The following is an 18,708-nucleotide window of genomic DNA, read 5'->3' as shown; positions in this document are numbered from 1 at the left end:
CCTGTTCCCATCCCGAACACAGTAGTTAAGCTCTTCTGCGCTGATGGTACTTGGAGGGCAGCCTCCTGGGAGAGTAGGACGTCGCGGTATTTTTTATAAAATTGTCTATATACATTTATAGGCAATTTTTTTATGCTTAAAATATTAAAAAGCCTCATGATTAGTTTGCATGGACTGTTTAAATTAAATAGGAGAATCTGATAGTGATATTAATCTAGTTCGAAATTATTTTCCCTAACGCTAAAGATACACAAAAATATTTCTAGAATGATTAGAATAACTTTGTGAGATATGCGGACAAAAATTATAGTTTATTAACAATATAGAAGTTCAATATAATATCAGTAGCATTGAATAAAGAATTGAAACATATAATGGAACTACTAAAAAGAATAATAAAATATAAGATTCACATAATAAACAATGGTAATATATTGTTATTTAAAAGTACTTATTAAATTTATATATGGGAAATGGTATAATAAGAAGGTAAAGAACATAGGGGGGGATATAAATGACTTATGGTGAATTATTAGCGCTAGGTTGCACCTTTGAAGAATTTATTGACCAAGATAAGGACCTTAACAGAGAAAAGACTTTAGAAATATATCGTGGAATTGAAATTGACGATGAATTGATCAATAGAATAAAGGAAGTAGACAGACCTATTAAAGTATTGGCTTTTGCTGAAATTTGGTGCCCGGATTGCATCATTAACGTCCCAGCACTACAGATAATTAAGGATGTTAATGCTCTAGTTGACCTTAGAATTCTTCCGAGAGACGGCAATGAAGAATATCTTGCAGACTATAAAGTAGCTGGCAAAGTGAAAATACCAACTTTTATTGTTTTAGATGAAAATGAAGAAAAACTAGGGGTTTTTATTGAGACACCAAAGGTACTAAAGGAAGTGGTTGTTAAAGGTAATCAGGTGGAGATTATAGTAGCAAAACGTAAATATCGTAAAGGTGAATATGTAGTAGATACCATTAAAGAAATGGTATCCATGATGATAAGGAAGTAGTGAAAACTACTTCTATTTTTTATAACGTATAGGAAACCCACATGATCAAAATCACCAAGTAGAATGAAAACGGGTATACAGCAGAGATAAAAGTGTAACAACTCTAATGTGAGTCAAAAAAGTCAAAGAACTTTTTCGTAAATGAGTTTCAACATAAGTCATCATTTAAATCTTACGAAGGAAGACTTTTTTCTAATACAGAACTAGGGGTAGGTCAGAATTACCATGTAAATAAATGATGATAATTGTCATTTCTATGATATAATTACTTTAGACAATCAGTTGAGGGGGGACGATATGTATCGAGCTAATAGAAAAGTAGTTGTAATGGCAATTATCGGTTTAATGGTTACAGGAATAACATTAGGATGTAGTGACAGCAATATTACTACGGGTTCAGGCGGAAGTCTTACACAAAACAGTATTTGGGCTGAACACGACTTAAAAGAAGTGAATTTTAATAATGAAGATAATTTTATCCAATCAGATATTAGCTGGGAGCCCTACAAGGTATCAGAAACTGTAAAGGGAATATTTATGACAGGCCATAGCTTAGGCTTAACCAGTCGTTTTGAGAATACTATTGACATGACAAACAAGTCAGTGATTAATTCTTGGGTAATAGATGTTAAAGATGACTTTGGAACAATGACATATGCATCTTCTATACCAATGGTAAAGGAAGTTGAAGCAGATAAGATTGTAAAGGTGAGAAACTTTCATGAAAAAATGGAAATTTTAAGAGAAAACAATATATACCCTATTGCTAGGATTGTTACTTTTAAAGATAAGCAAGTGACTAAGTTTAGACCAGATTTAGCTATTAAGACTAAAACAGGAGAAGTATGGCGGGACCGTAAGGGTGATGCTTGGCTAAATCCATACAATAGAGAATCTTGGGAATATGTGATTTCTATTGCTAAAGAAGCAGCTGAAAAAGGATTTAAGGATATTCAATTTGACTATGTACGCTTTCCTACTGATGGAAATCGAGCACTTATCGATTATGGTGAAGCTGGAAAAAAAGAGACTAAGGCAGAAGCCATTTCCTCCTTCTTGAGTTATGCAAGGGAAGAATTAAAGGATTATGGAGTTTATGTATCGGCTGATATTTTTGGCCTTGTCACAACCGTATCCGATGATATGGGTCTTGGTCAACAATTAGAGATGGTATCAACTTCTACAGATATTTTACTACCGATGGTATATCCTTCCCATTATGCATTAGGTACTTATGGGGTACCAAAACCAGATTTTGACCCCTATACAATTATCTATACCAGTATGAATACTGCAAGAGAAAGAATTGAAGCAACTGAAACTGATCAACCAAAGGCCAAACTTAGACCATGGCTACAGGATTTTACAGCATCTTATCTAGGAAAAGGATATTACCAAGTATATGGGCCTAAACAAATTAGAGAACAGATTCAAGCAACCTATGATGCGGGATTAGAAGAATGGGTATTATGGAATGCGGGGAACAAATACACATGGGAAGCATTGTTAAATGATTAATTAAAATATAAAATCTTTTAGGGAAATAATATCCCTGAAAGGTTTTTTTTATTTCATTTGAAATGGGGTATAAAGCTACAGTAGCTTCTTAAGAGAAGAAGATATAGATGTATTATTATATAAAAAAATAGGTCTAACTTCCTTTTGACTTGAAAAACAAGGAATGATACAATATGTAGTGCATATAATTATATACATATACTACATATAGATGAACTGAGGAGGGTTAACGTGATAAACGCAATTAAAAGGGATGGAAATTTTGTAGAAAAAGCAATGATAGAAATAAAGGGTGTTAATACTACTTTAGAGCAAAATACAGGAGAAAAGGCCTCAGATCAAATAGCAGGGTATGAATATGACACCACATTAGCAATAGGAGAAATTCAGGAGATAAAAGGGAGTAAAAGTACGTTGAAGAATATGGTTGATAAAGAAGCTGGGATGGGCTACATAATATCTAGTAATAGGAGGGATATACTATTAACTGATGAGTTTATCAATAAGTATAAGCATAAACCCTCCCCAATGAAGCAATTGGGGGAGTTTGTGTATTACCGAACCTACTCCCGTTGGGTGCCAGAGGAAGGTAGGCGTGAATATTGGTGGGAGACTGTGAGAAGAGCGGTTGAATATAATTGTAATCTAATCCCAACAACTAGGGAAGAAGCAGAGGCGTTGTACGATAATATTTATAATCTAAAGCAGTTTTTATCTGGAAGGACCTTTTGGGTAGGGGACACTCCAGTTGCCAAGCATTACCCTATGTCAAATTATAATTGCTCTTTTCTAATATTAGATAGCTTTGATGCATTTAAGGATTTGTTTTATTTACTAATGATTGGCTCCGGAGTTGGCGCACGAGTTCTACAGGAGGATATTATTAAACTTCCTAAAGTCAGAAATGACTATGAACTTATACAAGAAGACTATACACCTATTGCCCATTCAAAGAGGGAAGATAACACAAGCCTAATGTTTTCCCAGAACAACATAGCTATAATTACCGTTGGGGATAGTAAGGAAGGGTGGATACAATCTTTAGATTTTTTCTTTAAAATTATTTATAGCAACGAATACAGAAACATAAAAATAATAAAAGTTAATTATGACAATGTAAGACCTAAAGGTGAAAAACTAAAAACGTTTGGTGGAACCGCCAGTGGTCATGAGAGTCTTAAGAATATGTTCGTGAAAATAAATAAAGTCATCCAAAATAGGGGAATGGTGGAAGGAATAGAACGTGTAAAACTAAAGCCTATTGATTGTCTGGATATTGCAAACATTATAGGTGAAAATGTAGTCGTAGGTGGAGTAAGACGTACTGCTGAAATGGTCTTAATAGATCCAGATGACAAGGAATGTATAGATGCAAAAACAAACCTATACAAAGAAACTGATGGACAGTGGATTGTAGATGAAGACATAATCCATAGACAAATGAGCAATAACTCCATCTACTATACTCAAAAACCCACAAGAGAAGTTCTGCACTGGCAAATGGAACGGATGAGATACTCTGGAGAGCCTGCTTGGATTAATGCTGAGGCGGCAGAAAAAAGAAGACCCAATATGAAGGGGGTTAATCCTTGCGGAGAAATACTATTGGATTCTAAGGGGTTGTGTAATCTAACAACGATTAATGTCTATGCCTTTGTTACCGATGATGGGAATCTTAATATAGAAGGGTTGATGGAGGCTCAAAGACTTTCAGTAAGGGCTGGGTATAGAATGACCTGTGTAGAATTGGAATTAAGTCAATGGGATGCCGTACAGAAGCGAGATAAGTTGATAGGATGCTCTTTAACAGGATGGCAGGATATGGTGAATGCAGTGGGGCTGAATACTGAAAAAGAGGCAGAACTATTAAGGAAACTGAGAAAAGCCGCCCATGAAGAGTCTGAAATTTATGCACAGCAGCTGGGGGAAAATAAGCCGTTACTGGTAACAACCGTAAAGCCAGAGGGAACCTTGAGCCAATTACCTACAGTATCCAGTGGGGTTCACTACTCCCATGCTCCCTATTATATTAGGAGAATAAGAATTAGCTCCCATGACCCTCTAGTAAAAGTATGTGAGGAATTGGGCTATCCAGTCTATCCAGAGGTAGGTCAAAGTTGGGAGGATTGTGCTACTAAAGTTGTTGAATTCCCAGTAAAAGCTCCTAATGGAAAAACCAAGTACGATATTAGTGCTATACAACAACTGGAGAACTACAAGATGTTTATGGAAAACTATGTGGATCACAACTGCTCCATTACTGTTCATGTGAGAGGTCATGAATGGGAAGAAGTAGAGGAGTGGGTTTGGAATAATTGGGATGACATCGTTGCTATATCATTTTTATCATTGGATGACAATTTTTATCAATTATTGCCCTATGAGGGAATAGAAGAAGTAGAGTACATTAGGAGGGTAAATGAGATGAAACCCTTCCTACCGTCATTAATATCAAAATATGAGAGACAAGAAACGGAGATTATTTTAGATAATGATGGATGCGAAGTGGGAATTTGTCCAATAAGGTAGTGATCTTAGATGATGGTCAATTATTTTATATGTTGAATTACCTTGTATAATTTTTTAGAATTTTTAGAACGTGTAATAGGAATATACATCTATAAAATATAAAAAGGTCTTTGTAAGTACTGATATCTTACAAAGGCCTTTAGTTTATATTATTAATGCTCTTACAAAATCATTCCACAGGCCAGCCGCTTACCTGCATTTCCCGCTGGCTGACTGCGGTAGTCATCGGGGCTTTGATGGATGATGATCGATTTTCCAACTGCCTCCCAAACCTTGAAGCGATTCGTAAAGAAGGACATTCTAGCGATGCCGTTGTTGGAGAATAAAACAGGAAAATCTCCAGCATGATTACCATGGGGTTGGTTTTGAGGATTCCAATGTCCGCCTGCTGCTTGAAAGGGGTTAGTGGGGTCGCCGATTTCACAGGTGCCGTTTTCGTGGATATGGAAGCCGTGGGGGCCAATAGGGCCTTGATCACCTACAGCAGGTTGATATGGAGGTAAACCTTCAATATATACACAGACTTCTGTACCACCAGGAACATTGATAAAATAGACAACACCTGTTGTTTCAGGGGCAAGGGGACCTCCTTTGATTCTTGCTACAGCCGTTTGTCTATCGGTGGGATTATAATAGGTGTAATAATCCATCGACTGTTGGCTTCTCATGTAAAACACCTCCTTAAATTGATAGATGTTTGATTAGAACCAGATAAAATAAAAATAGGGGGTATACAACATAACAATAAGATATAGAAAGATGAAGTTGTAATAAAAAACTATGCATTGCACAGACTTAGATTACATAAGTTGTAAGTATTTTCTTAAATATTTTATGTATTCCATAAGAAAATGTTAATAAAAAAGATTAACCGATAGATAGGGAAAAGCTTAAGACATGACAAATGTCATATGGGATGATTATTATAATCACTATGGAAAAGAGAGATTATTTTATATGATAGTAGTGTAAGAGGAAGTAGGTAGAACAGCTAAATGGATAGCACCAGGACTAAAAAGAGTATAACAGGTATTGAAGATAGCAAAAGAGACAGATCCGAAGGCTGAAGATCAAGAAGCAAAAATCTAAGAAGGAAATCAGATTTAATATGTAAATCTAGAAGGATATAGGGGGTATTAAAGTGATTGTAGAAATTAGAAATTTAATCAAACGTTATAACAACAATTTGGCTGTAGACAATGTGAGTTTAACTATTCCAGAAGGAGATATATTCGGACTATTAGGGCCCAACGGAGCAGGGAAGACCACCCTTATTAATACAATGTTGGGGCTGACTGAATTAAATGAAGGTGAGATAAGAATATTTGGAGAGAATTTTAGAACTTCTGAAAGGATGATTAAACAGAACATTGGCATCGTTCCTCAGGATCTAGCAATTTATAATGAGTTAACTGCCTATGAGAACTTACAGTTCTTTGGAAAACTCTATGGTCTAAAGGGAGGATTATTGAAGGAAAGAATTGAAGAGGCATTAAAATTTACGGGACTATGGGAAAAAAGAAAGGTATTGCCGAAGCGTTTTTCTGGGGGAATGAAGAGAAGACTGAATATCGCGTGTGCTATTCTTCATCGCCCAAAGTTGATTATTATGGATGAGCCAACGGTGGGGATCGATCCTCAATCAAGAAATCAAATATTGGAGTCAATTAAAAAACTAAATGAGATGGGTTCCACTATTATATATACTTCCCACTACATGGAGGAGGTAGAGGAGATTTGCAACAATATAACCATTATAGACCACGGGAAGGTGATCGCCCAAGGGACAAAAGATGAGTTGAAGAATCTAATATCCTTAGAAGATAGAATTAAGATTCAATTGACATCGGTTAATTATAGTCTAGAAGAGGGCATTAAAAGGGTAAAGGGAGTTAAGGAATGTGTTTTAGAAGGAAATACCTTAACGGTGATCTCAAATAAAAATGCCAACAACCTAAGCGGAATTATTGAAATCATTAATCAAATGAATATTGAAATACAAGGGATGGATTTTGAAAAGCCAACACTAGAGGGGGTATTCCTTACTTTAACAGGCAGAACATTACGAGATTAGGCGGTGATATTATGACGATATTAAATATAGTGTATTTTACAATTGTAAGAAACCTTAGAGATAGAAGGACCCTAATGCAGATGATGGCATTACCAGTTTTAATGATCTTGATATTAGGAACTGCCTTAAATTCTCAATTCACTCCAGCTACGATAGGGACTTCTTCAGTTGCCTTCCTAAACAGTGATGGGAAATGGGCTTCTGTAAGCTTTGAAGAGTTCCTACATTTAGAAGAAATACAGGAGTTATTGGAGGTACAGACAGTGAACTCCTATGATGAAGGGATAGAATTAATAGAAGAAGGGGATATAACAGCCCTCTTGCATATTCCCGAAGGTTATACCACTAACCTACAACAGGGTAAGGATGCAAATATTGAAGTGGTCAGTGGGATTCAAAGGGGATTTAGAATTACCATTATTGAAAATATAGTTGAAAGTTACGTTAACAGAGGTAACGTAGTACAGGCTGGAGCAATGGTGGGGATTAAAGGATTAGCCTATGATAGCCAAAATAGTCTTAAGGAAAATACCATTTCTACAGAGGGCAACATCCCCAGTTCTATGGATTATTATGGGATTACGATGTTAGTAATGATTTTGATGTATGGTGCTAACTATGGACTATTTGGGATTGCAGAAGATTTTTTCGGTACTGTGGGGGCTAGAATAAAGTCTACTCCCATAAGTGGATATGAAATGTATATTGGTAAAACTTTAGGAACAGTGCTCACTTTATTCTGCCAGGCATTAATCATAGTATTTTTCACTAAGTATGTCTATGGGGTCAATTGGGGAGACAATTTAATGGCCATTTTTGGAATATGCCTAACCCTATCTTTTTTTACAACAGGTTTTGGAATCATGCTGTGTATGCTGTCCCCCACAAGAAAGTTTGCCACCAATATCATTAACTTAGTGGTACCTGTTTTCACCTTTCTTGCAGGTGGTTATGCCCCATTACCTAATTTGGGCAAGGTGATAGGAAAAGCAAGATATCTTTCTCCAAACTATATCGGGCAAAGGGCTTTCTTTAGCTATATCTATGAGGGGGCAACCAGTAACACTATGTATTTTGTTTTATTCCTATGGGGATTATCATTATTAACCATGATTACAGCCATTTCGGTAGGGAGGAGGCAGGCGGCATGATTTTATTCAGAAATAATGTTAAAAGGATTTTGAAGGAAAAAAGCAATCTTGTTACTATGATCGTGGTACCAGTATTCTTCATTATCATGATTATCATGATGAATTCTGGCGGAGGATATATCCTAAAGGTTGGGATTGTGGATGAGGATGCCACACTGCTGACGGAGATGTTACAGAAAAATTTAGATAAAAGAACTGAATTAGTCCCCATGACGGAGGAGGAACTTCAAGAAGGTCTAATTAATATGAAGGTAGACTATGGAATCGTTATTCCAAAAGGCTTTACTGAGGATTTAATTGACTTAAAGAACCCTCAACTCACCAGCTATAGAATAAAAGAAGGAAACATAGCGCTACCAACCATCATTTATATAGAAAACTTCCTTGGGGGTGCAAAATATCTAGCAGAGGGAACTCAAGGAAATGAAGATTTATTTTATCAGGGCTTAATGCTATACAAAAATGGAAGTATGAAGATGGTATCACAACAGACTGGAGAAGACAAAACAGGAGAAGTAACTTTAGCAAGTCTAGGGTTTTTAGTAATGAGTATGATGTTTTTCTCAACCTTCTCAGCTAATATGGTGTTGGAGGATCGAGAAAATAAGACATTCTATCGAGTGTTGGCTAGTCCACTGAGTCTGAAAAAATATATGTTGGAGAATCAAATGACATTTCTAGCGTTATCTCAGCTTCAGGTGATTTTAGTATTTCTCATTATGAAGTTTGTATTTAAGATGTACCTAGGACCATCCTTTATCAATCTGTATATTTTATTATTTATTTTTTCATTGGTGAGTGTGTCCTTTGGTACTGCCTTGACTGGCTTGGCTAAAGACACTCGTCAAGTCAATGCTATGGCTTCTTTTTTAATCTCACCAATGGTCATGTTAGGGGGAGGCTTTTGGCCAAGGGAGATTATGCCGGAAATCCTACAGACAATCGGGAAATTTGTTCCCATAACATGGGTACTACAGGGGGCTGAAAAGATCTTAAGTGGCCAGAGTCTAGGGATGGCTATGATGGATATATCAATTCTGTTATTGTTTTCACTAATTTTTTTCCTTTTGGGGACTTGGAGAAGGGCAGATGTAAGCTTATAAAAAGATAAGCAGGAAAAAAGAGAGAAATGTCAAAATTAATAATCAGAGGAACCAGTAAAAGAGGTTAAGGGATTACGACAGATCAAGAGGAAAACAGATAAAAGACTATATATTAATGGGAGGTTTTTATGAAGGTATTATTTAAGGGCAGTTTCATCATATTCGTAGGAACTCAATTAATCATGAATGCCTCCGTTAGTACGATAGATGTAATCTTTATATTATTGATTTGTGCCTCCAGTATTTTTAGGGGGAAATATATAGACACGGGACTGACTATGGGGATTGAATTTGTCATTATATCAATGGCGGGTTTTAAAAATCCCTATTTTTTTCTTTTGCTGGTGATGTTAAACTATGATTTGGTCTACAAGAAATATTACAGGCTAACAATAGCAGTGTTATTAGTAGGGATCTGGGGAGTACCTTTTCAACATGATTTCCTGTTTATATTTTTGTTTTTTATCTGCGGTCTCTTTGCCTATATCAGTCAGGGGCTAGAATCAAAGGAAAGCGATTTACAAAGGGCTTTCGACCAAGAAAGAAGAATCCGTTATGAGTTAGAAGGGATGAAGGCTAGACTATTGGCATCTTCAAAGGAAATGGTGCACTTGACGGAAATTAAAGAGCGGAATAGGATCGCTAGGGATATACACGATAATATCGGTCATAGTATAGCAGGACTATTGATGCAGCTCCAAGTGGTGGAGAAGCTACAGGAAAAGGATATGAATAAATCTAAAGAACTGTTAAAAAAATCTATAGATGGGCTAGCGGATACGCTGGTTCTATTAAGGGAGACGGTTTATAATATTAAACCAAAGGAAAATTTAGGAATAGAATATATACATAGAATTGTCAAGGAGTTTTGTTATTGTTCAGTGGAATTGGATACTTCTGGAGATTTCAGCAGGGTATCTCCCTATCATCTGGAGATTCTAACAGCAAATCTAAAGGAAGCTCTCACCAATATCACAAAGCATTCTAGCGCAACAGAGGTGATTATCAAGCTGCAGACCAATGATAACTTTAGTAGACTTTTTATTAAGGATAATGGGATAGGCTGTCAGCAAATTTCAGAAAATCTGGGATTAAACGGTATGCGGGATCGGATAAAGAATATTGGTGGGAGTATTTCTATTAGTAGTAATGATGGGTTTTTGATTGTGTGTGTAATCCCAAAGGAAAGGGAAGAAAGGGGGAAACTCAGTGAAGGTGCTTATAGCTGATGATGATGCCTTGATACGAGATAGTCTAAAGATACTTCTGGAACTGGAGGAGGACATAAAAGTAGTGGCAACTGTATCCAATGGACAGGAGGTATACGATTATTGTAGACAAGAGGAAGTGGAACTGATTCTAATGGACATACGGATGCCCATTATGGATGGAGTATTGGCAACAAAGATGATCAAAGAGCAGTTTAGAAATATCAAGATTATGATTTTAACCACCTTTAAGGATGATGAATATATCAAAGAAGCCCTAAAATATGGAGCAGAGGGATATATACTAAAAAGCCAATCCTCTGAAGGAATCATTGAAAGTCTCAGGATGATCCATAGAGGGAATGCAGTCTTTGAAGGAGAAGTGGCTGATGCTTTGAAGACGATGCTGAAGGAAAACAAGACTAACAAAGAAGAACTTCAGCAACAACTGACGGAAAGGGAATTAGATATATTAAAGCACATCGGAGAAGGTCTCTCCAACAAGGAGATCGCAGAACAGTTATACCTGAGCCAAGGAACTGTCAGAAACTATGTGACGGGACTGTTGGAGAAGCTAGGTTTACGGGATCGTACCCAGTTGGCTATCTATTATATTAAAAATATTGAGTAGACGATAGATGTATCTTTGTAATACAAAAAACAAAAAACAAAACAACATCAATACTATAGTAAAAACACAGCTCCCTACATACTAATACATATGTTACGGCGGCTGTGTTATTGTATTTTTTATTTGAATTGTTCTATATCGTTGATATATATTTGAAGAGATTAATGACTATCTGTGTTGTGAAAGTACTTACTAAAGTACTTTTTAAAGAATTTGTAAAACCACTTATTTTAACAGGTTAATTGCCTCCAAAATCTGAGGAACAACCTGTTTTTTTCTTGAAACAATTCCCTTTACAAAGGCCCCCTGTTGAGGTGGGATGTCAAAGGCTGTGGTGACAAGGTGCTGATTTTTACATTTAAACAACAGGTAAGACCCCTCCTTTAAAATATCAGTCACCATCAGCAAAGTCATATCATGGCTTAAACCATGGAATATTTTATCAATGAAATGGATGAATTCTTCCTTTCTATTAAACACATCTTCTATATCCAAAGTAAACACTTGACTAATCCCTACTCGATTGCCATCTAGGGCAAATTCTTTGAAATCTTTATAAAAGATTTCTTCGATACTTTGTCCCTCCAGAGATGTACCAGCCTTGAAAACCTCCATAGCAAAGAAGTCTAAGTCTAAGTTTAAAATCATATTTAACTCCTCCACTGCTTGTCGATCTACATGGGTGGTGGTGGGGGATTTGAAATACATGGTATCAGAGATGATACCCGATAGCAAAAGCCCTGCTATTTCATGGGTAGGCAGAAATTGATGTTCTTTAAACATTTGATAAATAATGGTACAGGTACTTCCAACAGGAATATTCCTAAAATGAATAGGCATAGAGGTGGCGATATCCCCCAGCTTATGATGGTCTATAATCTCCAAGATCTCTGCTTCTCTAAGACCCTCTACACTTTGGGCATATTCATTATGATCCACTAAAATCACCTGCTTTTTACCGGAATTCATAATATGCCTTCTATTGATAAAACCAATAAAAGTATTGGAATCATCCACGATGGGATAGTTACGGAAATGGGAGTTCCCCATAGCTTCTTTTACATCATCAAGATGATCGTCTATGTTAAACTTAATGATACTTTTAGTCCTCATAATGGTGGAGATATAATTGCATTGATTAATCACCTTAGATGTGTAGTAGGTATCGTGGGGCACCGACATTAGGGTAACATGATTTTTTGATGCCTGCTGGATGTATTTCTCAGGTATTTGCTTGCCACCTGTAATGATAACGAGCTGCACCTTCGATTTGATGGCATGTTCAATAATATCATAACGATCCCCTACGATGACGATATCAGTCTCCTTTAAAATACCTGCCACCGTCTTGTAGTAATAGGCTACTACCGTCAGACGACCCTCTATTTCTCGGGTATGTCCTGTTAAAATGGTACCTGAAAGATCACTCACTAAATTATCATAGGAGGTTTTTAGTTCATCAAATTTTCCTTTAATTAACCCCATGGCGATATCCTTCATACTGACGATTCCCAGCAGTTTGTTGTCTACATCTATGATTGCAAGGGTTTCCAGACTATTGGTCTCCATCAATTTATAGGCATAAAGAATAGAGGTGGTGGGGGGAAGCCCCAGTACCACATCATGGTGCAAATCCTTTACTTGGGTCTTTACATCCTTAAGAAGGGTTGGGGAAGGTATTTCAAAATAATCTAATATATATTGACTCTCCTTGTTAATGTTGCCGATTACACAGGGGAGGGTATCGTAGCCCAGTTGTTTTTTTAGATAGGATAGGGCAATTGCAGATGCCACAGAATCCGTATCGGGATTTCTATGTCCAAAGATAAATATTCCCATAATCATCCTCCTAAGTTGTATGTATTGGTGTTTCTGTTCTTTAGTCTATTTAAGTATTATATCAAAAGAAAACAAAATATAAATATATATGGGGAAATTAAGATTGTTAATATCTAATCAATAGTCAACACTAGGTATTATACAAAAAAATGGAGGCTTCTATGTAGGATATAGGCTTCAATAATGATTAAATAAAAAAGGTCGCTTAACCCATAAGGGAAGCAACCTTTTAATAACTAGAATCACATGAATTTAAATAACTTATTTATTTAAAAGCTCTTTATATAACTTGATGAATAATTCATTTTGAGGCATAGTACCGATGGATACACGGGAATATGTACCATACATAGGTCTGATGATCATACCTCTCTTTTGAAGCTCAGTGAAAAGCTCTTGACATTCGATCTTACCATTAAAGAAAATATGGTTAGTTTCAGATGGAGCGTATTCGATTCCCATTTCTTCAAATTGCTTGTACAGGTACTCTTTACCTTCTAAGTTAACTTCGTAGCTCTTCTTGATGAAGTCTTGATCTTCTAAAGCAGCAATAGCAGCAACTTGAGCAATTGTATTAACGTTGAATGGTCCTCTTACTTTGTTTAAGTTGTTGATGATTTCTTCAGAAGCCATTGTATAACCAACTCTTAGGGCAGCTAAACCATAAGCTTTAGAGAATGTTCTCATGATGATTACATTTGGGTACTTGTCTAAAAGCACAGTACTGTCCTGTAGGTAGTCTTCTCTTGTTACGAACTCTCTGTAGGCTTCGTCATAAACAACTACTACATCCTTTGGTACTGAATCAAGGAAGTCGTAGATTGCTTCTTCTGTATGCATTGTACCAGTTGGGTTGTTTGGATTACATAGCCAGATTAACTTAGTCTTGTCAGTGATTTTACTCTTCATTGTCTCTAGGTCATAGAAGAAATTCTTAAGAGGAACAACTACTGGAGTAGCTCCCATCATAATTGCAGTACTTAAGTATCTTGGGAAAGTAACGTCTGCAAGAATTACTTCATCTCCAGGGTTAAGGAAAGTCTTAGAAGTAATGTCTACCATTTCATCAGATCCACTACTTGGAAGTACTTGGCTTGCTTTAGCGTTAAATTTCTTTGCAATCGCTTCTCTTAAAAGTGTGATATTTCCATCTGGGTATAGGTGCAATTCATCTACAACACTTAAAATTGCTTCCTTAACCTTTGGAGAATATCCAAGAGGGTTTTCGTTCGAAGCTAACTTAGTAACTTCATCTAAACCGTATTCTCTTTTAACGTCAGCGATCGGCTTGCCTGGTTTGTAAGGTACTAAGTCTTTGATTTCTGGACGAAATTTAATTGCCATATTTATAATCCTCCTTCTAACTTACAAAAAAATTTTAAATCATACAAACCTATTATAACACAATTATTGAAAAGGCAAAATTTAAAAGAAAGAAATTTTAAAAAATTGTTCAAAGAAATATAAGGTGAAAAAATTAAAAATAAATACTCTGAAAATTAGAATAAATTAGCGGGATATTCCAAATACTAATGCTAAATTTTACTAGTTCAGTAATATTGTTGGACAAATAACATATAAATTTCTTGAGGTGATTTGTAATTAATTACACAAAAAGAAGGAGTTAGATTTAATTTGTAGAATATTTAGTATTATTAGAAAATTCTTAGAATATTACATTATTGGGGGGTAATATAATGAAAAGATACGAAGCTGATCGGATTAGAAACATTGCCTTGTTGGGTCATGGTGGCTGTGGTAAAACTACAGCTACTGAGGCAGTCATTTTTACAGCAAAGCTCATCAATAGGATGGGCCGAGTAGAGGATGGGAACACTGTATCAGATTTTGATAAGGAAGAAGTTTCGAGAAACATTTCTGTAAGCACCTCAGTGATTCCAATCGAATGGAAAAATCATAAGATTAACCTAATTGACACCCCAGGGTATTTTGACTTTATTGGTGAAGTACAAAGTGCCATCAAGGTTGCTGGTGGAATGATTATTTTTGTTGATGCCACCAGTGGTATCGAAGTGGGTACTGAAAAAGCTTGGAGTTTTGCAGAGCAAAAGAAAGCCCCTACTTTTATATTTATCAACAAAATGGATCGTGATAACGCTGACTTTCCAAAGGTATTAAGCGAATTAAGGGAGAAGTTTGGTAAAAAGGTAGCACCCTTCCAGATCCCATTAGGAAGTAAGGATAGTTTTATTGGTAATGTTAATGTAGTCAATATGGTAGCCAGAGAATATAACGGGAAGGACTGTGTGGATAAACCAATTCCAAAAGAGTTAATGGATGAGGCAATGGCCATACGGGAATTACTATTGGAATCCGTAGCTGAAAGTGATGAGGTACTAATGGAAAAGTATTTCGCAGGTGAAGAATTCACTGAGGCTGAGATTCGGGATGGTCTAAGAAGAGGCATTATCAATGGTGATGTCGTACCAGTTATTTGTGGTTCGGCTGCTAAGAATATCGGGATACATACTTTGCTGGATATGATCAATGACTACTCTCCATCCCCAAAGGATATGCCGCCAAAGGAAGGTAAACACCCCTATCAGGATGAAGTAGTTAAACGAAGCCTTGAAAAGGATGAACCCTTCTCAGCACAAGTGTTTAAGACGATCGTTGACCCATATGTAGGAAAAATTTCCTTGATTAAAGTGATCTCTGGGACATTATCCAGTGATATGGAAGTATTAAATGCCAATAAAGATGAAAAAGAAAAAATGAGCAATCTATTCCTTCTAAGGGGAAAAAATCAAATAGAAGTACAGGAGGTTGCAGCTGGGGATATCGCAGCAGTTGCAAAGCTACAGCATACCTCCACAGGGGATACCCTTTGTAGTATAAATGACTCTGTAATCTATAGTGGTATAGATTTCATAGAGCCTCAACTGTACTTAGCTATTGAGCCTAAGGCAAAGGGGGACGAGGAAAAGATATATGTAGGTTTAAATAAACTGATAGAAGAAGACCCCTCCTTCTCTTTTGAGAGAAATAAAGAGACTAAGCAAACCGTAATCAAAGGGCAAGGAGAACTTCATATTAAAGTAATCACAAGCAAATTGAAGAATAAATTTGGTACTGATGTGGAGTTAAGTGATGTTAGAGTACCCTACAGGGAAACCATCAAGAGTAAAGCTGATGTACAGGGTAAACATAAGAAGCAATCTGGAGGACATGGACAATATGGAGATGTAAAGATTCGTTTTGAGCCAGCTATGGCAGAGTTTGAATTCGCTGAAGAGATATTCGGTGGTTCTGTACCCAAATCCTATATTCCAGCGGTGGAAAAAGGACTTCGAGAAAGTTTAGAGTCAGGGGTATTAGCAGGTTATCCTGTGGTGAATATCAAAGCTGTACTATATGATGGTTCGTACCATGATGTAGATTCTTCGGAGATGGCATTTAAGATCGCTGCATCCTTAGCCTTTAAGAAGGGTATTGAACAGGCAAAGCCCGTATTGTTAGAACCTGTAGTGGAGGTAAGGGTAAATGTTCCTGATGAGTATATGGGGGATGTAATGGGGGACTTAAACAAGAGAAGAGGTAGAATTATCGGTATGGAACCTCAAGCAAATGGAGGTCAATTAATTATTGCCGAAGTACCCCAGTCAGAGATGTTTAAATACGCAACTGATTTAAGATCAATGACTCAAGCTAGAGGTGCATTTACAATGAGCTTTGTAAGATATGAAGAACTACCTCAAATGCTGAGTGAAAAAGTAGTGGCAGCTGCCAGGGCGGCAAAGGAGTAGTCACTAGAAAATGGTTGTTTGTTTATCATTTTTATAAAAAGAATAGGAGAATAAAACCAGTTTCAATAGAGTGTATATCTTCATTGAAACTGGTTTTTTATTTTTAATTAAAATCAAAATGGAAAAATTACATTAGGATAAATCTCTACTTTTTATTAAAACTAAAGGTAAGAAAGGAGTGATGAGGAGTGCCACAAATTTATGTGAATTTTTCAGGGGAAATAGGACCAAGTGATAATCAGAAGCTACTTCATGCCTTAAAGGATGTTGGAAAAGAGGACGAGCTTATTATCAGTATGGATGCAAACGATGCCCATCAAGCAGACCAAATCTTTGGTATTTTAAATAAACATGATTTTCAAGTGCTGCCTAAGGGAAGTGAGACAGGATTAACCTACTCGATATTGGCTAAGAGAAAATAATTGAAGCAAACAATTTAAAAAATGAAGAAATGTATATGAATAGACTGTTTTATAGTAGGAGCAATAGTAGAAATGCTACTATGACTACTATATACAGTCTTTTTTGTAACGAATAGGAAAGATATACATTAAATTAATATAAAAGAAAGCTTTTTCATAAATGAGTTTAAACAAGACATCAATTAAGTTCCTCTTAGTGTACACTCAAATAAATAAATAAGAACAAGTATAGATTCAACTGAGATTAAAAACACACAGCCCCATTAATTTCAAAACCAAAAAAACAAAAGAAAATAAGAGAAAAAATTCATAAATGTAATTTTTTTCAATTTGACTGTTTAAAATAATAAAATACGAGAAAATAATAAAATGTATAGGGTTTGAAGAGAAAATCTTTTTTGCTTATAATAATTCTAATGAAGGTCAAAGAAAGTCAAAGTAAGGCGAGGTGATGGAGTGACAACAATAAGCGATATTATTGAAGTCTTTCTAAAGGACCTAATTAGAAAAAGTAATGAAAAGCGTATCGAGATTCAACGGAACGATTTAGCAAAGCACTTTGACTGTTCTCCTTCTCAGATTAATTATGTATTGACCACAAGGTTTACTTTGAAGAATGGATATACCATCGAAAGTCAAAGGGGCGGTGGCGGATATATCAGAATCAAACAGTTAATATTGGGTCATAATCCCTCTGTCTTTCATATCATTACTGAGGAAATGGGGGATAGTATATCCCAAACCCAAGGACTTAATATAATACAGTTTCTTTTAGAACAAAGGATTATTACGAAAAGAGAGGCAAAAATCATGGGGGCGGCCATTGATGATACATCCCTAAATAGCTCCAGTGAAGGAAGGAATCAAATGAGGGCGAAGTTGTTAAAAAATATGTTGAGTATACTATTGGAGGAGGCCTGATTATGTTATGTGATGCATGCAAAAAAAACCCAGCTGTAGTCCATATGACTAAAAATGTAAATGGGAACAAGATGGAAAGGCATCTGTGTGAAGTCTGCGCAAAGGCACGGGAAGAAAATGCTTTAGAGCATCATTTTTCAATCCCCAACTTTTTAGCTGGCTTGATGGAAAGTAATATGCACTCTCCTTTAAATATGAAGTATCTTAATAGCATTCATTGTCATCGTTGTGGCACTACATTGAATCAAGTAAAGCAATCGGGACGTCTTGGATGTGATGAATGTTATGAGGTATTCAGAGAGAAGATTTCTCCTTTGATCAAAAGGATACATGGGAATATCAATCACGTAGGGAAGGTCCCCAAAAGGACAGGAGGAGTAATTCGACTACGAAGACAGGTGCGACAGTTGAAGGGAAAGCTGCAGGAGGCTATTGTGTCAGAGGCTTTTGAAGAGGCAGCAAAGTTAAGGGATGAGATCAAAGCCTTAGAAAAGGAAGTCAATAAGGATCAGGAGGGATAA

Annotated in this window: 15 protein-coding genes and 1 rRNA gene; 13 read left to right on the top strand and 3 right to left on the bottom strand. The window is 36.2% G+C overall.

Annotation, left to right across the window (positions count from 1 at the left end):
• The 4 genes from rrf to nrdJ all read left to right on the top strand — a co-directional run.
• Positions 1-90, top strand: a 5S ribosomal RNA gene (gene rrf / locus JOC73_RS09430); the annotation flags it as partial.
• 424 nt (positions 91-514) lie between these two features.
• Positions 515-1,024, top strand: coding sequence for a thioredoxin family protein (locus JOC73_RS09425; protein ID WP_204402456.1), 510 nt, complete (start codon positions 515-517; stop codon positions 1,022-1,024).
• A 297-nt stretch (positions 1,025-1,321) separates the two neighbouring features.
• Positions 1,322-2,542 (top strand): putative glycoside hydrolase, encoded by a 1,221-nt coding sequence (locus JOC73_RS09420; RefSeq protein WP_243427918.1) that lies wholly within the window; start codon positions 1,322-1,324, stop codon positions 2,540-2,542.
• Between the two features lie 231 nt (positions 2,543-2,773).
• Positions 2,774-5,071 carry a ribonucleoside-triphosphate reductase, adenosylcobalamin-dependent gene (nrdJ, locus tag JOC73_RS09415; RefSeq protein ID WP_330613151.1) on the top strand — a complete coding sequence of 766 codons (2,298 nt, stop codon included), beginning with the start codon at positions 2,774-2,776 and terminating at the stop codon, positions 5,069-5,071.
• Between the two features lie 161 nt (positions 5,072-5,232).
• On the opposite strand, the gene JOC73_RS09410 is transcribed toward nrdJ, so the two are convergent.
• Complete coding sequence (locus JOC73_RS09410) at positions 5,233-5,739, bottom strand: superoxide dismutase family protein (protein ID WP_243427917.1); 507 nt, start codon at positions 5,737-5,739, stop codon at positions 5,233-5,235.
• Positions 5,740-6,212: 473 nt separating this feature from the next.
• On the opposite strand from JOC73_RS09410, the gene JOC73_RS09405 reads away from it, so the two are divergent.
• The 5 genes from JOC73_RS09405 to JOC73_RS09385 all read left to right on the top strand — a co-directional run bounded on the left by JOC73_RS09405 (position 6,213) and on the right by JOC73_RS09385 (position 11,238).
• Positions 6,213-7,145 (top strand): ABC transporter ATP-binding protein, encoded by a 933-nt coding sequence (locus JOC73_RS09405; RefSeq protein ID WP_204402454.1) that lies wholly within the window; start codon positions 6,213-6,215, stop codon positions 7,143-7,145.
• An 11-nt stretch (positions 7,146-7,156) separates the two neighbouring features.
• Positions 7,157-8,296 carry an ABC transporter permease gene (locus JOC73_RS09400; RefSeq protein ID WP_204402451.1) on the top strand — a complete coding sequence of 380 codons (1,140 nt, stop codon included), beginning with the start codon at positions 7,157-7,159 and terminating at the stop codon, positions 8,294-8,296.
• On the top strand, positions 8,293-9,399 hold the full coding sequence (locus JOC73_RS09395; protein ID WP_204402449.1) for an ABC transporter permease: 1,107 nt from the start codon (positions 8,293-8,295) through the stop codon (positions 9,397-9,399). The genes JOC73_RS09400 and JOC73_RS09395 overlap by 4 nt, the downstream gene beginning before the upstream one ends.
• Positions 9,400-9,527: 128 nt before the next feature.
• Entirely contained in the window at positions 9,528-10,628 is a 1,101-nt protein-coding gene (locus JOC73_RS09390; RefSeq protein ID WP_204402446.1) for a sensor histidine kinase, read from the top strand.
• Positions 10,609-11,238 (top strand): response regulator transcription factor, encoded by a 630-nt coding sequence (locus JOC73_RS09385; protein ID WP_204402444.1) that lies wholly within the window; start codon positions 10,609-10,611, stop codon positions 11,236-11,238. Before JOC73_RS09390 ends, JOC73_RS09385 begins: the two co-directional genes overlap by 20 nt.
• 225 nt (positions 11,239-11,463) lie before the next feature.
• Here JOC73_RS09385 and JOC73_RS09380 read toward each other — a convergent pair whose 3' ends face one another.
• Entirely contained in the window at positions 11,464-13,077 is a 1,614-nt protein-coding gene (locus tag JOC73_RS09380) for a putative manganese-dependent inorganic diphosphatase (protein WP_204402442.1), read from the bottom strand.
• A gap of 261 nt (positions 13,078-13,338) precedes the next feature.
• Positions 13,339-14,421, bottom strand: coding sequence for a histidinol-phosphate transaminase (gene hisC / locus JOC73_RS09375; RefSeq protein WP_204402440.1), 1,083 nt, complete (start codon positions 14,419-14,421; stop codon positions 13,339-13,341).
• A gap of 353 nt (positions 14,422-14,774) precedes the next feature.
• On the opposite strand from hisC, the gene fusA reads away from it, so the two are divergent.
• The 4 genes from fusA (at position 14,775) to JOC73_RS09355 (ending at position 18,708) form a co-directional block, all read left to right on the top strand.
• Positions 14,775-16,844, top strand: a complete 2,070-nt coding sequence (gene fusA, locus JOC73_RS09370; protein WP_204402438.1) for an elongation factor G — start codon at positions 14,775-14,777, stop codon at positions 16,842-16,844.
• Positions 16,845-17,032: 188 nt separating this feature from the next.
• Entirely contained in the window at positions 17,033-17,266 is a 234-nt protein-coding gene (locus JOC73_RS09365; protein ID WP_204402435.1) for a hypothetical protein, read from the top strand.
• 456 nt (positions 17,267-17,722) lie between these two features.
• The gene (locus JOC73_RS15415) at positions 17,723-18,187 is read left to right on the top strand and encodes a CtsR family transcriptional regulator (protein WP_204402433.1); all 465 of its coding nucleotides are present in this window, start codon (positions 17,723-17,725) and stop codon (positions 18,185-18,187) included.
• A 2-nt stretch (positions 18,188-18,189) separates the two neighbouring features.
• Positions 18,190-18,708, top strand: a complete 519-nt coding sequence (locus JOC73_RS09355) for a UvrB/UvrC motif-containing protein (RefSeq protein ID WP_204402431.1) — start codon at positions 18,190-18,192, stop codon at positions 18,706-18,708.

It is taken from the genome of Alkaliphilus hydrothermalis, from assembly GCF_016908555.1.
GTDB lineage: Bacteria > Bacillota > Clostridia > Peptostreptococcales > Natronincolaceae > Alkaliphilus > Alkaliphilus hydrothermalis.
Note: the sequence above shows the minus strand (reverse complement) of the source record. Positions and strands in the feature narration are given on the sequence as shown.

Excerpts from the sequence above, each read along its gene's own strand:
- hisC (WP_204402440.1), bottom strand. The coding sequence starts at position 14,421 with ATGGCAATTAAATTTCGTCCAGAAATCAAAGACTTAGTACCTTACAAA.
- JOC73_RS09410 (WP_243427917.1), bottom strand. The coding sequence starts at position 5,739 with ATGAGAAGCCAACAGTCGATGGATTATTACACCTATTATAATCCCACC.
- JOC73_RS09355 (WP_204402431.1), top strand. The coding sequence starts at position 18,190 with ATGTTATGTGATGCATGCAAAAAAAACCCAGCTGTAGTCCATATGACT.
- JOC73_RS09380 (WP_204402442.1), bottom strand. The coding sequence starts at position 13,077 with ATGGGAATATTTATCTTTGGACATAGAAATCCCGATACGGATTCTGTG.
- JOC73_RS09425 (WP_204402456.1), top strand. The coding sequence starts at position 515 with ATGACTTATGGTGAATTATTAGCGCTAGGTTGCACCTTTGAAGAATTT.
- JOC73_RS09390 (WP_204402446.1), top strand. The coding sequence starts at position 9,528 with ATGAAGGTATTATTTAAGGGCAGTTTCATCATATTCGTAGGAACTCAA.
- fusA (WP_204402438.1), top strand. The coding sequence starts at position 14,775 with ATGAAAAGATACGAAGCTGATCGGATTAGAAACATTGCCTTGTTGGGT.
- JOC73_RS09420 (WP_243427918.1), top strand. The coding sequence starts at position 1,322 with ATGTATCGAGCTAATAGAAAAGTAGTTGTAATGGCAATTATCGGTTTA.
- JOC73_RS09400 (WP_204402451.1), top strand. The coding sequence starts at position 7,157 with ATGACGATATTAAATATAGTGTATTTTACAATTGTAAGAAACCTTAGA.
- JOC73_RS09395 (WP_204402449.1), top strand. The coding sequence starts at position 8,293 with ATGATTTTATTCAGAAATAATGTTAAAAGGATTTTGAAGGAAAAAAGC.